Raw genomic sequence first — 14,140 nt, forward strand, 5'->3', positions numbered from 1 at the left:
AAATTTCACTATGCAATACCTTCATAATATTGGTGCTTATTTTTTAATGATTGCTGAAATGTTTCGCAAACCAACTAAATGGTCGGTAATGCGTACACTTATCTTAAAAGACATTGACGATTTGATTATTGGCTCTCTAGGAATTGTAGCCTTTATCTCTTTCTTTGTTGGAGGTGTTGTAACCATCCAAACTGCTCTCAATATTAGCAACCCTTTAATTCCGAAGTATTTGGTAGGGTTTGCTACTAGACAATCTGTAATTCTTGAATTTGCACCTACATTTATATCCATAATCATGGCAGGTAAAGTAGGTTCTTTTATTACCTCGAGTATAGGAACCATGAGAGTTACTGAGCAAATCGATGCGCTTGAAGTAATGGGAATAAACTCTTTAAATTACTTAGTGTTTCCTAAGTTTATTGCTTTGATGCTATATCCTTTTGTAATCTCTATTGCAATGTTTTTGGGTGTTTTAGGAGGAATGACAGCTGCTGTTTATGGTGGCTTTGGTACATTAGAAGATTTTGTACAAGGTATACAAACAGATTTTATTCCCTTCCATATCATCTACGCCTTTATTAAAACGTTTGTTTTTGCTTTTATATTAGCAACCATTCCGTCTTTTTATGGTTATTATATGAAAGGTGGAGCACTTGAAGTTGGTAAAGCAAGTACTACGTCTTTTGTTTGGACTAGTGTTGTGATCATTCTATTAAATTATATACTAACTCAATTACTCCTTAGCTAATGATAGAAGTTAAAGACATACACAAATCATTTGGAGATGCTCACATTTTAAAAGGTATATCTGCTACTTTTGAAAAAGGAAAAACGAGTCTAGTTATTGGACAAAGTGGTTCTGGAAAAACAGTGTTTTTAAAATGTTTATTAGGTTTATTTTCGCCTGAGCAAGGAAGCATTGTGTACGACGGAAAAATATACGCTGACCTTTCAGATGATGAAAGACGTGACCTCAGAGCCAAAATGGGAATGGTATTTCAAGGGAGTGCTCTTTTTGATTCGATGACCATTCAAGAGAATGTCATGTTTCCGTTACGTATGTTTACCAAACAAAGTAAAAGCGAAATGGAAGATCGCGCAGACTTCGTGCTTAAACGTGTGAATCTTGAAGGCGCACATCATAAAATGCCTAGTGAAGCTTCTGGTGGAATGCAAAAACGTGTTGCAATCGCTAGAGCTATTGTGAATAACCCAATGTATTTGTTTTGTGATGAACCCAACTCAGGTCTCGATCCAAAAACCGCTATAGTGATTGATAACCTGATTCAAGAAATTACCGATGAATATAATATCACAACAGTAATTAACTCTCATGATATGAACTCTGTAATGGAGATAGGTGAAAAAATCGTATTCTTAAAAGATGGGCTAAAAGCTTGGGAAGGCTCAAAAGAAACCATTTTTAAAACCGATAATGAAGTTGTTACAGATTTTGTATACTCATCCAACTTATTTAAAAAAGTTCGTCGCATGTATCTAGACGAAAATGAATAAGTTAATTTCTTCTAATCACAACTGTATCTGCTTTTAATTCTTTTTGCAACCATTCTTGCAATGCTTTTTCTTGAACGACCACCAAACTATCGGTCAGTGACACTTTCCATCTTACATTTGCCATAGTAACCGTATCAATATTGATGAAATCTTTGGATTCTAACATTTCAGAATAACCAAAATATTCTAAATCATTGAAACGTACTTTTGCATCGCGAGTTAAATCTGTAAATGAAATAGCTTTTTGTGTATTCTTTGATTCAATCTGTTTATTCAAATTGGTGACACTCTCTTCTAAACTCTTGATTTTCTCATTAAGACCTTTAATAATAATTTTCTTTTCATCAAGCTCATCAATAGCTCTATCATAGGCATCTACAATTTTATCAAAACTTCTATTCTCATTACCTTCTATGATTAATTTAAAGTCTTTTATTTTATCATAGTTCTTTATTTTATTTTCCAAGTTTCTAATTATTTGATCAGAAACTTCACCATTGAAATAGAGCGTGATTTCCTTGTCTTCCCAAACAGGCATCCTATCTTGGTTTTGCAACCAAAGTTCATTATTAGATGTAATTTCTTCTTTTAAAAACTTTTTGTAATCACTCTCAAAACCAGTTTGTCTTATAAAATTGACAAAAGTCCAAATGGCTGGTGCCATAACTAATACTGCTACTAAAGACGCTAATTGTGCAATACGTTTACGCTTTTTAGAATTGGCATATTTGAGCATTGGAAAACGCAGCACTTTCAATACAATAAATGTTGCCAAAGCAATAAATATGGTATTAATAGTAAACAAATACATTGCTCCAACAAAAATCCCCCAATCATGTGCTAGGCCATAACCTGCAGTACACAAAGGTGGCATTAAAGCAGTAGCAATAGCAACACCAAAGATTACTGAAGCAATTGTTCCTTTTTTGGTTCGCGCAATAATTAAGGCTGCTCCACCAAAAAAGGCTATTAGCACATCTCTTACATCAGGTTTTGTACGACCAGATAACTCATTGGTCATAATGTCTGCTGTTGGAAAAAACTTAAAAAACAAATACGCTGTTAGTAAACTCAACACAATCATGGTTGCCAAGTTTATAAGAGATTTTTTTAAAGTATCAATATCGTTTACCGCAATGGAAAATCCAACGCCTAGAATAGGTCCCATAAGCGGAGAAATTAACATCGCTCCGATAACCACAGCTGTTGAATCTGCATTAAGACCAACTGAAGCAACTACTATAGAACACACTAAAATCCATGCCGTTGCTCCTTTAAAAGGAATATCATTTTTGATGGCTTCAATAGTTGTGTCTCTATCGGTATCGTCTCTAAAATCTAATAACTCATTTAAAAACCGTTTAATACTTTGCCAAAGACCTTCGGCATCTTTTCTAACCGCTTCTTTTGATTCTTCTACGGCTTGCTCCTTATTGATTTTAGATTCCTCTTCGGAAAAATTAAATTTATTTTCGTCACTCATAATTATCCGTAATGCTCTCCAAATGTATCTTTCACCTTTTGAAGTACTTTTTTAATATCTTGTTCTTTAGTTTTAGGAAAGATAAGCAAAACTTCGTCTTTATCAACGATGATATAATCTTTCAATCCGTCAACCACAACAACCTTATCTGCTTTCGTACGAATCATATTGCCTGAAGCATCTTCTGTTAATGTTTTTGCATTAACTACAGCATTCTTACTCGTATCCTTATCTAATTTATCATATAAGCTTCCCCAAGTTCCTAGATCGTTCCAATCAAAAGTTGCTGGTATAACAAACACATTTTTAGAATGTTCCATAATGGCATAATCGACCGAAATATTTTCGGCTTTACCATAATTATCTCTTACAAAATCATCTTCAAAATCGGTATTATAGACGTCATATCCAGATTCGAAAAGACTATACAGTGCAGGTTGATTATTTTTAAATGCTTCCACGACACTTTTAACACTCCACATAAAGATTCCTGCATTCCAAAGAAAGTTGCCTTGTGCAATAAACTCTTTAGCAGTTTCGTAATCAGGTTTTTCTCTAAACTGATCTACTTTTTTAATGTTGCCTTCAGATCCTTTATCATATTCGATATAACCATAACCTGTATTTGGGAATGTTGGCTCTATACCTAAAGTCATCAATGCATTATTTTGTGAACAGAAATCAAAGGCTTCTTGTACATTTTGAGTAAAAGCTTGCTCGTCTTCAATCCAATGGTCACTTGGTGCAACTATCATAAGTGCATTCTCATTTTCTTTTTGAATTTTTAATGCAGCATATAAAATACAAGGTGCTGTATTTCGCATTGCAGGTTCTAAAACCACTTGTCGCTTAGTAACTCCTGGCAACTGTTCGAACACCAAATCATTATATCGCTCATTTGTGAGGATAAATATATTTTCTTTCGGAATTAATTTTGAAAGCCTATTAAAGGTTTTTTGTATCAAGGTATCCCCTGTCCCTAACATATCGTGAAATTGCTTTGGAAAACCCTGTGTACTTACAGGCCAAAATCGCGATCCTACTCCTCCAGCCATTAATATGGCATAATAATTTTTATTCATTGACATCATTTAATAATTCAACCTCAGCATTGGGATTAAACAAATACACTCTACCTGTCTTAATCTCAATACATTCAAAACGTTTTACACGCTTATGTCCTTTTTTAAATACTCTTCCATTGTACAATTTAAAAGTATTCCCAAAAGGTACTTCAAAAATATAAGTTTTATCGTTAGGTTCATCAAATTGTTTTAATGCAAAGGCTAGCTTTTCATCTGTATCGCTACTTGCTTTAGGATTTTTAAAATGTTTAGCTAATAAAGGCAACAATTCTGAAGGAAAAATTTTAGGGTTTAAAAAAGGTAACATTAAATGTTGAAATGTATGTTTCCATTCCTTTCCGTGAGGCTTAATTAATCTACCAAAATTATTATACGCTTCAAAATGCGCAATTTCATGAATTAATGTGATTAAAAATCGATACGTATTCAGATTTGAGTTTACAGTAATTTGATGCTTTCCGTTTGGCAAACGTTTGTAATCACCATGCCTTGTTTTACGTTCACGTTTTATTTTAACTGTGAGGTTATCATGATCTAAAAGGTCAATAATTTTAGGAATCGCCTGTTCAGGAATGTACGATTTAAGAGTGTTTTGCATGAATTTCTTACTCCTTAATAATCAGCATTTTAGACACCTCGTTTATATTAAGAAAATACAATCCAGCCGATGTTCCTTCAGGAATTACTAATCTGGTAACACTGCCAAATTCATTAAACTCAGTTTTAAGAATATTAACCTGTCGCCCTCTTATATCAAATATACTAATCACATCATTCAACGACGTATTAGTAATAAAAAACTCACTTGAGGTCACTGGATTAGGGTATATAATTTGTTCTGCCTGAGGCTCATTAATAATAACATCACTACTAAAGTATGGTACTGCAAAATCGAAAGCATCATTACCCACTTTTTCACCAATCAATCGACCAGGAATATCATCGGCTGGTGGATGAATGCCTCCCCAAATTCTAGATAAACTAGTTTGGTCTGATGCATCTCTATAGGTTGCCCATTGTAGTTTTATATCTACTGAAGGTCCTTGTTCAAATACTAAAAAGTCATTTTGTTTTGCAGTAAACTCTCCTAAACCTCCAGGGAAAAATGGGCTTCCAGTAATCTTAGTCAATACTTCAGAAGCTGCTCTAGAATACGTAGAATGCCCAGACACATAACCTGCAAAGGGTGGTGTTACAAATGTTGGTCGTTGATATGGCCACCAGTTTTCTGCAAGAATCCAATCAACACCGGCAATATCTGTAGCTTCGTCATCTATAAAATCTGGTCCCTTCCATGAGTATAGTTTTATTTTACCAACATGCTCATTATCTTCACCTCGCAATGGATCGCTAGGTCCAACCACTTCAACATAACCTTGGCGTAATGGAATTCCAGCAATATTATAATTATCTTGAGATTGATCTGAACTTTGTCCTAGTAATGCCATATTTCGAAGCGCAGAAATTGGTCTCACATAATCATACCAACCCTTGATGCTCCATGCAGAAATTGCTGAGTCGTGCATGGCGCCTCCTAAAATAAAATACGCTTTAACGTCCCATTCTAAATCATCTAACACTTCGCCTTCGCCTTCAAATTTTTTCTCTAGAAGAGGATGTTCATTCACATAATTTAAAATGGTAAACCAATGTCCTGGAGGCGTTTCAGAATCAGGACCATCGGCCCAAAATTCGGCTAATACTCTAGCATAATCACCTCTTGGAACTAGTTGTGGTTCATAGGGTTGTCCAGTAATTGGGTTTATCGAATGACCTTCTCCAATGTCGCCTCCTTCAACAATATTATAGAAATCGGGATAATCAGCATAGTTGGTTGGAAACGTGGAAATATCAGTATTCCCAATAGCCCCAGGAGAAATATCCCAAAGGACACCATCATTAGGATCAAGATGTGAACCCCAAATTGACACCATTGAAAAACCTAATTTATAAGCATTACTACTAGGTCCTGTTGTTGTTAAATTTAAGTAAGGTGGATCACTTGGATCATTATAGACTTTATATGAATCACCTTCACGCTCATATACATTACTATCTTCTTCAGACATAGCAAATGGATATACATTTCCCCATTCGGGACTTAAAAACTCCACAGTAGACCCTTCAATAAGATTTCCGCTTTGATCTATAAACGTGTTCAAACTTAAAGGTTGCCATCTATTTGGATCAAACATCAACTCAGTTGTTGGAACATTTGGAGCTAATGGTTGATTTATAGAAAAATAATATTGATTATTAAAAAAGTTTAATTCTCTAGAACCGTCACCATTTCCATAATTTATAATGGTCTCAGCAACATAATTCCCTAAAGCGGCAGCATTACCAAATTGGTAAAGTGTCGACACAGTAAAGGTCGTTTCATAACCCAACTGTTCCATAATACGATCAAACAGATTTTGTAATTCGGAAGGATTTGGAGCATTTTGAAATCGGTATGTTAATAAGCGGTACATAGCATAACTAATCGCTTTTTTTTGTGATTCTTCTATAGATTCTAACGGTGTGAATTCAAGTAATTCAGTAGTAAAATTATTAACCGTGTTACCTATAAGATAAGGTCGCGCTTCTTCATCGTAAATAGCCCAAATATCATACATGGCAACACTGGAGTGAAATAAATTACGCGCATGAATCGTTGGTCGAGCAAAATCATTTCTAATAGCTTCCAATAACACTTCATTCCATAATCGTGCAATAGATACATCTTCAGGAAGATTGTTAGCATTTAAGGTCACGACAATTTGTTGTTGTTCACTTGAGCAATTTCCATCATTCTCTCGTACACTCAGCATTCCTGTTTCATTTAAATGCCATTTTACAGTAACTGTATCTGTATTTTGTCCATCAATAATTTCACCACCCACAATAGTCCAATTAGCTGTTGACCCTGGAGCAATTGGATACGTATATTGCTCTTCAGACAAATAACCTGATGTTGTATTTCCTGAAATTGTATTCGCACTCAAATACACACATGTTCCGTCATCTAGTGTGGCATCTGGGTTATAGTTACAAGAAAATGGATCTGTACATCCATAAATTTTTTGGCTTGGTTGGATATCTAACACTGTTAAACCTTCTCCTTCGATTACTCGAACTGTTGTATCGGCATTAAGATTTTGAAAAGTTTCCTCGAGACCAGAAGGCCATTTAATTTCAAGTTCCAAAATCTCAGTTTCTTCAGCTAAACCAAAATGAACCGCTTGCAAGCTCTGAGATAAAAAACCAACTCCAGTATAATATCTACTATAAATACCTGAACTTGTCGTAAGCTTTAGTGTTGTTCCTATAGCATCACGATTAGAAACCGTTCCTTGCAGCATAACCTTAAACCAATGTAAGGTGTTTTCTTCATCAAAATTCAACAGTTTATTCTCATATAGTATAGACTGTTGGTCAGCATTGGTTACATATATATCCAGATCACCATCGTTATCATAATCAAAATCAACAGCTTCGACGCTAACAGTAGCAGCATTAAAGTTGACATTATCAGAAGCATCTTCAAAACCAGAAATACCTTCTGATGCTAAGTTCATATAATATACATTAACTTCTGTTGTACGATCTTCGAACTCATAGCCATTAACAATAACAAGGTCTTCGTCACCATCTAAGTCAAAGTCTGCAAAACGAGTTCCCCAAGCCCAACCAGTACCTGTAATATTATTAGCAGCAGTAACATCTGTGAAATTATTTGAACCGTCATTTTCTAATAAGGTGTTTTCATCTATTCCAGTAATAAAAATATCAAATGCGCCATCGAGGTTAAAATCTCCAAATGTAACACCCATGTCATCAATCATGTTATTTACACCATAACTTTCAGCATCTTCAACAAACGATGTTCCGTTTTGATTCATGAACAAACTATTAGGCTCATTAAAATCGTTGGTGACATATAAGTCCATCCAGCCATCTTTATCAATATCAAAAGGCACTGCAGTATAGCTAGCATACACTCCATTATCTTCCATATTTGTTGCGACAGTCACATTAGTAAATGTTCCGTTTCCATTATTACGATATAAAGAATTCGTACCACAAGCATCCCAATCGTTTACATAAATGTCTAAAAAGCCATCGTTATCATAATCAAACCAAGTTGCTCCAGTATGTCTGCACTCGCTAATCGCCTCAAGCCCTGCGCCTTCAGTCACGTCGGTAAAATCTCCCTCTTGATTAATGATTAGTTGTAATCGTTCAGAATGCGTTAACAATAAATCAGGATATCCATCATTATTATAATCACCCCATGAGGCACCATGTTTAAATCCCTTTAGACCAAAAAACTCCTCAACATCTTCATCTAAGGATAGTAAATTGCTCAAACCAGCTTGACCAGTCACATCAGTAAATGTGCCGTCATTATTATTTCTAAATAGTTTGCTTATCGTAGTATCGTCACCCAAAATATCTTTTGTCAAGGTTACGACATAGATATCAAGATCGAGATCATTATCATAATCGGCAACGGCTACACCATTGTTATTGGCTAGACTTCCTAAGCCAGAAATTACTTGAGTTTCTTCAAACTGCTGAGCAGTAAGGGTTATTGATAGTAATAGAACTACAAAATTTAAGCAATTTCTAAGTAGTGAAAAGAGTATTGTTTGGTTCACGTGTTGGATTTTTTATAAATATAAGAATTCGTAAAAATATACGTAAAGCTACGTATGAATTTTATATATAAAACAACTCACTTCTTTAAAATCCGAATGTAGATCTGAAAATTTTCGGATTTTACAGCTCAACTAAAAATTTCCAACAGTGCAGGCTCAAGATGGTGATACTCAAATAAAAAACCAGCATCTTCAATTTTAGACGCACTTACACGCTGACTTTCAAATAATAATGTATGCATTTCGCCTAAGACCAATTTCATAGCAAATTTTGGAATATTTGGTAACACTAAGGGTTTATGCAGAACCTTAGCAACGGCTTTTGTTAATTCTGTGTTTGACACAGGGTTTGGTGAAACACCATTGTAGACGCCTTCCAAATTATTAGTTACAGCAAATACAAATAATCGCGCCAAATCCTCTAAATGAATCCATGACTGCCATTGCTCGCCATTACCAAAAGCCGCTCCAGCTCCAAAACGAACTGGCTTTGCAATTTCTGGTAAGGCTCCTCCTTTTTTAGAGAGTACTAAACCTATTCTGATCTTAGCCACTTTGATATTTAAGGTTGAAAACTCGTCAACTGCGTCTTCCCACTGGTCTACGACTTCGCCTAAAAATGAGCTCGACTTTTCCTTTTCATCTTCTTCGTAATAATTGATTAAAGAATCTGGGTAAATCCCAATCGCACTTGCAGACACTATTTGTTTAATAGGAAAATCATGTGTCTCAATAGTCGCTTTAAGTAATCGTGCCGTTTGAGTTCTGCTTGAGATGATTTCTTTTTTGTAGCTATCAGTCCAACGTTTTGAAATCGTAGCACCAACTAAATTAATGATAGCTTCTACGCCTTCAAAGCAACGTTCATCAATTTCATTGTTACTAGGATTCCAATAAAACCCTTTATAATTCTCTTGAGTACTAAGTTTCTTTTTTGATGTGGTCAAATAGTGTACATCAAAATTCTGGTCATGACATACTTTGACAATTTCTTGACCAATTAAACCTGTAGCACCTGTAATTAATATCTTTAGCATAGCACTACAAATTTACTGAAATCACAACCCAAGCTAGAGCGTTTTAATAAGGGTTTAACGTTTTACTGCTCGAATCATGTGTCGTTTACCTGGTGGCCCTTGAAGTCGTTCTACTTCAAAACCTAAAGATTGCATAGTACGACGTACATGACCTATAGAAGCATAGGTCGTCAAAACACCATTTGGTTTTAGAGCTTTATACATGATTTTGAATATAGATTCTGTCCAAAGTTCGGGTTGTACACGAGCACCAAAGGCATCAAAATAGATAATATCATAGGCATTCTCCTCGGAAATATCTTTAAACATTTTTTGCTGTTTAGTGAGCTTAAATAATTCTGAAATTTGATATTCACTTTCCCAAGAACACTGGTGGAGCGCATTGAAGTTATTGTCATCTATACGCAATTCTGAAACATAATTGAGCTGCTTCAATTCTTCTGAACTTATCGGATACCCCTCAACTCCAACATAATTAATATGCTGGTTCAATTCTTTACCTTTCAAAAAAGTTAATAATGCATTAAGACCAGTCCCAAAGCCAATTTCTAAAATGGAGATATCCTTAGTTGACACAGGTTCATTTTCCGAATAGAAAAAAAGCAAACCTTGTTCTATATAGACATGATTTGCTTCTTGTATGGCACCATGAACAGAATGGTATTGCTCATTCCAATCTTCTATTTGAATGGTTGTAGAGCCATCTGCTGTAGTAATTATTTTGCGTTGCAAACTATTTTATTTAATCAGTAATTTCTGAATCTTAGGTATAGGACCAGTACATTCGGTTTTATGACACGATAAACACATATTAATTGAATTATTGTAGCGATCTTTAACTGATAGCAATGAACTATCTATAAAAACCTCGCGTTGTGCATCAATAAATTTACCGGAAAAATGTTGAAAGGTTTCGTTACGAAGCTTAGTCTCAGACAGCTGAGCCGAATGTATTCTTAAGAATTCCTCAGGAAACTCATCAGACACTTCATTTCCTGCTTCGATATCTGTTTTAAGCTGCATGTTGTATGCATACATACCTTTCATGAGCGTTGACATTTCCGAAGCCTGATAAACATCATACGTTTTTGTGCCATCAGTAATGACCACTTTCTTTTCAACCTTTTCCTTCGAATTACAGCTAAGCAATAAGAGTACAAAGACACACGAAAAATAAGCTTTCATTACTCTTCTTTTAGCAGGACACCATCAGCTAAAAATGACAATGTTTTTTTAGGCTCTGTGATCTTAGCGATTTCCTCTGGAGTAGCACCTCCATCTTCGGCATAGTGACGTTGCTCATCAACAGGAACTTCATTTACAAATGCTTTACCATTAATAATAACTTCTTTTCCTGAAATATCTTTCGGCATAAAAAAACCGTAATCTTTAAATTTAACCATAACCTGCTCTCCATCTGGCAAGTCTAGTTTCATCCAGCATCCTTTAGCTTGGCACACTTCATCAACCTTAGCCGTCATTTTTGCATCAACTGTATCACCTACTGTCATCTTTGCATAATGTACAGCCATTCGATCTGCTGAAAGTGCATCAGATGCTGAAATTTCTTTTCCAAAAGACGCATAAGCGATGTCTTGAGTTTCAGTTTTTACTTCTGCAACATCTTCAGTTTTTTTTGCTTCTTCTTTACATGATACTAATACTGAAAGGATTAATACTAGTGATAAAATATGTTTCATTTTTATTGTGATTTATGTTAGATTTTAAGGCATTAAATATACGAATATTTTGTGAAAATATTATGTTTTTTAACCCGTGATAAATGTCTATTTTTGCAAAACATAAAACAACCAAAAATGTCAAATATACATACTAGTAATTTACACGTAGAGAAAGCAGCATCTTCAAAACTGAAAGACGTTAATTTTGAAAATCTAGCCTTCGGAAAAACCTTTACAGATCACATGTTTATGTGTGATTTTGTCGATGGTGAATGGCAGCAACCTAAGATTGTTCCTTATGGACCAATGCCTATGGAACCCTCTGCTCGTGTATTTCATTATGGACAAGCGGTTTTTGAAGGAATGAAAGCCTATAAAGATGAACATGGTGATGTGTTTTTATTTAGACCTGAAGAGAACTTCGAGCGTATCAATAAATCATGTGCACGTTTGGCCATGCCAGAATTCCCAAGAGAATTTTTCTTTGAAGGATTGGAAACTCTTGTGAATCTTGATAAAGATTGGATACAATCTGGTGTTGGTAACTCATTATATGTTAGACCATTTGCTATTGCGATAGAGCCTGTTATTGCTGCTGCGCCATCACAAAGCTATCGTTTTATGATTATTTGTTCTCCAGTATCTCCTTATTATAAAGGAAAAGTAAGAGTTTTAATTGCTGAGCATTTTAGTCGATCTGCCGATGGTGGTGTTGGTTATGCGAAAGCAGCCGGAAACTATGCGGCACAATTCTATCCGACGCAATTAGCTCAGGAAAAAGGATATCAGCAAATTATCTGGACCGATTCTAATACACATACGCTATTGGAAGAAGCAGGTACGATGAATGTGTTTTTTAGAATTAATGATACTCTCATAACTGCACCTACTAGTGATCGAATTTTAGATGGTGTGACTAGAAAAAGTGTGATCCAGTTAGCGCAAGACAATGGTATTGATGTAGAAGTAAGACCTATTAAAGTTCATGAAATTGTTGAAGCCTCAGAAAATGGTACTTTAAAGGAAATATTTGGTGCAGGAACGGCTGCTGTGATCAGTGAAATCTCTGCTTTTGAATATAGAGATAAAGTTCATGAAATTGCCGATCTTGGTCAAAATGGTTACGCGGCACAATTAAAACAAAAGATGTTGCACATACAGCATAATTTATCTGAAGATAAACACAACTGGAGATATCCAGTTAAATAATAAGCATAAAAAAAAGAGCCGATTGGCTCTTTTTTTTTATGACTCTAAAATGGTCTTTATATGTGGTTTGAAATAGTTTGGTCCTTTTAGTACTTTTCCATCTTCTCTATAAATAGGCTCACCATTCTCACCCAGCTTACTCATATTACTACGTTGAATTTCGTCAAACACTTCTTCTATTTTATGTTGGAGTCCGTGTTCTATAATAGTTCCGCATAAAATATACAACATATCGCCAAGTGCATCGGCTACTTCAACAAGGTCATTAGCATTAGCGGCTTCGAGATATTCCTCATTTTCTTCACGCATCAACTTATAACGCAACATGTTTTTATCAATCCCTAAATCGGCTTTGGGAGTTTCTCTATGACCAATTTTAAAGGCGGTATGAAATGCTTTAACAGCTTCTATTTTATCTTTCATTTTAATTGTATTAATTTAGCCATAAAAATAGCTATATGTTTAGTAATGGTCAATTGATTTTCGGAATTTTATTTGCAGCAGTGTTTGCTATTATCATATTTGCAGCGTACCGAAAAGATGTAAAGCTTCACAGAAAATACTACAAAGGAAGCGTTTGGGTGCTCATTGCTTTTATTGCATTTATTTTGATGATTGCGGCCATTAAATTTGTGTTTGTTTAAACACAGTGACGCTCTTTGTACGAAAATTCTTTGGCTATTTCCTTATATTTTAGTACTTTATAGACTCAATTACATTCTCTCCCTATAATTTTTAGCAAGATACCCTGTATTGGGTATGTTTTGATGTGTTCCTGCTTCTCATCTTTGTATTGTTAACTAATTAATCCAACCGTTATGAAAACAAATTTTTTAAAAGCTTTGTGTTTATCCATCTTTTCATTTTTTCTCTTTGCCTGTGGTGAAGATTGTGAAAAATGTGAAGATTGCGAAAAACTATCCAAAGATGAGCAGATACAAATTACAAAAAAAATTGAAAAAGGTTTAGATGAATACCTTAAACCCTTTAGTGAAATAAAGCTTCCCGTTTTTTTAGGAAAAAAGACAAATAACATACCACAACATTTACACATAGAAGGTAGCATTAGAAATCCATTTTTGATTACAGGAACTTTTACCTCTGAAGTAGTAGATAAAGATAATTGCAAAGTAACTGCCTTAAAACTAGAAGTTATTCCGACAGGTGCTAGTGGTGCTATTATAAAAAATTACAAATTTGACGGTACTCCAACCATAAGCAGTGATGGTAAAGACGGTCTAAAAATAAGTGCAAAAATAATTAAGGACAGTTCCGCTCCAGGAGCTACACCAAATAACGCCAATGTAACTCTTCCTAATCCAATAATTGTGAAAAGACAAAAAATTATCGATATGACCATCAGTTATAGCGGGACGAAAAATAAGTTTACTATTGACGAAGTTTCTATTGATTATTGTTGCCATCCTGTAATCTGTAAATCAATAATTTATTTCTAAGTAGTTATATGAGATATTACAAAATTATC

Annotated in this window: 14 protein-coding genes; 5 read left to right on the forward strand and 9 right to left on the reverse strand. The window is 34.8% G+C overall.

From position 1 onward, the window contains the following. Positions 1 to 10: 10 nt before the first annotated feature. Positions 11 to 748: an ABC transporter permease gene (locus Q0783_RS15935; protein ID WP_298896775.1), complete on the forward strand. Its 738-nt coding sequence runs from the start codon at positions 11 to 13 to the stop codon at positions 746 to 748. Beyond that, a complete protein-coding gene (locus Q0783_RS15940) occupies positions 748 to 1,515 on the forward strand; it encodes an ATP-binding cassette domain-containing protein (protein ID WP_230936783.1) in 768 nt (255 codons plus the stop codon). Before Q0783_RS15935 ends, Q0783_RS15940 begins: the two co-directional genes overlap by 1 nt. Position 1,516: 1 nt before the next feature. On the opposite strand, the gene Q0783_RS15945 is transcribed toward Q0783_RS15940, so the two are convergent. The 8 genes from Q0783_RS15945 to Q0783_RS15980 all read right to left on the reverse strand — a co-directional run bounded on the left by Q0783_RS15945 (position 1,517) and on the right by Q0783_RS15980 (position 11,463). Further along, the gene (locus Q0783_RS15945) at positions 1,517 to 2,998 is read right to left on the reverse strand and encodes a DUF389 domain-containing protein (protein ID WP_298896777.1); all 1,482 of its coding nucleotides are present in this window, start codon (positions 2,996 to 2,998) and stop codon (positions 1,517 to 1,519) included. 2 nt (positions 2,999 to 3,000) lie between these two features. Next, complete coding sequence (locus tag Q0783_RS15950) at positions 3,001 to 4,080, reverse strand: mannose-1-phosphate guanylyltransferase (RefSeq protein ID WP_298896779.1); 1,080 nt, start codon at positions 4,078 to 4,080, stop codon at positions 3,001 to 3,003. After that, a complete protein-coding gene (locus Q0783_RS15955) occupies positions 4,073 to 4,681 on the reverse strand; it encodes a SprT-like domain-containing protein (protein ID WP_298896781.1) in 609 nt (202 codons plus the stop codon). The genes Q0783_RS15950 and Q0783_RS15955 overlap by 8 nt, the downstream gene beginning before the upstream one ends. 7 nt (positions 4,682 to 4,688) lie before the next feature. After that, the gene (locus Q0783_RS15960; RefSeq protein ID WP_298896783.1) at positions 4,689 to 8,726 is read right to left on the reverse strand and encodes an FG-GAP-like repeat-containing protein; all 4,038 of its coding nucleotides are present in this window, start codon (positions 8,724 to 8,726) and stop codon (positions 4,689 to 4,691) included. 128 nt (positions 8,727 to 8,854) lie between these two features. Further along, positions 8,855 to 9,763 (reverse strand): TIGR01777 family oxidoreductase, encoded by a 909-nt coding sequence (locus tag Q0783_RS15965; RefSeq protein WP_298896785.1) that lies wholly within the window; start codon positions 9,761 to 9,763, stop codon positions 8,855 to 8,857. A gap of 54 nt (positions 9,764 to 9,817) precedes the next feature. After that, entirely contained in the window at positions 9,818 to 10,495 is a 678-nt protein-coding gene (mnmD, locus tag Q0783_RS15970; protein WP_298896788.1) for a tRNA (5-methylaminomethyl-2-thiouridine)(34)-methyltransferase MnmD, read from the reverse strand. Between the two features lie 6 nt (positions 10,496 to 10,501). Next, the gene (locus Q0783_RS15975; RefSeq protein ID WP_298896790.1) at positions 10,502 to 10,948 is read right to left on the reverse strand and encodes a hypothetical protein; all 447 of its coding nucleotides are present in this window, start codon (positions 10,946 to 10,948) and stop codon (positions 10,502 to 10,504) included. Further along, a complete protein-coding gene (locus Q0783_RS15980) occupies positions 10,948 to 11,463 on the reverse strand; it encodes a DUF4920 domain-containing protein (RefSeq protein ID WP_298896792.1) in 516 nt (171 codons plus the stop codon). The genes Q0783_RS15975 and Q0783_RS15980 overlap by 1 nt, the downstream gene beginning before the upstream one ends. Positions 11,464 to 11,580: 117 nt before the next feature. Between Q0783_RS15980 and Q0783_RS15985 the strand changes: the two genes are divergently transcribed. Continuing rightward, positions 11,581 to 12,654, forward strand: a complete 1,074-nt coding sequence (locus Q0783_RS15985; RefSeq protein ID WP_298760375.1) for a branched-chain amino acid aminotransferase — start codon at positions 11,581 to 11,583, stop codon at positions 12,652 to 12,654. Positions 12,655 to 12,690: 36 nt separating this feature from the next. On the opposite strand, the gene Q0783_RS15990 is transcribed toward Q0783_RS15985, so the two are convergent. Beyond that, complete coding sequence (locus tag Q0783_RS15990; protein ID WP_298760377.1) at positions 12,691 to 13,077, reverse strand: nucleoside triphosphate pyrophosphohydrolase family protein; 387 nt, start codon at positions 13,075 to 13,077, stop codon at positions 12,691 to 12,693. 35 nt (positions 13,078 to 13,112) lie between these two features. On the opposite strand from Q0783_RS15990, the gene Q0783_RS15995 reads away from it, so the two are divergent. Further along, on the forward strand, positions 13,113 to 13,298 hold the full coding sequence (locus Q0783_RS15995) for a hypothetical protein (RefSeq protein ID WP_230936772.1): 186 nt from the start codon (positions 13,113 to 13,115) through the stop codon (positions 13,296 to 13,298). A 174-nt stretch (positions 13,299 to 13,472) separates the two neighbouring features. Next, entirely contained in the window at positions 13,473 to 14,111 is a 639-nt protein-coding gene (locus Q0783_RS16000; RefSeq protein ID WP_298896793.1) for a hypothetical protein, read from the forward strand. Positions 14,112 to 14,140: the final 29 nt, after the last annotated feature.

Origin of the sequence: uncultured Psychroserpens sp. (assembly GCF_947500255.1) — a bacterium.
GTDB lineage: Bacteria > Bacteroidota > Bacteroidia > Flavobacteriales > Flavobacteriaceae > Psychroserpens.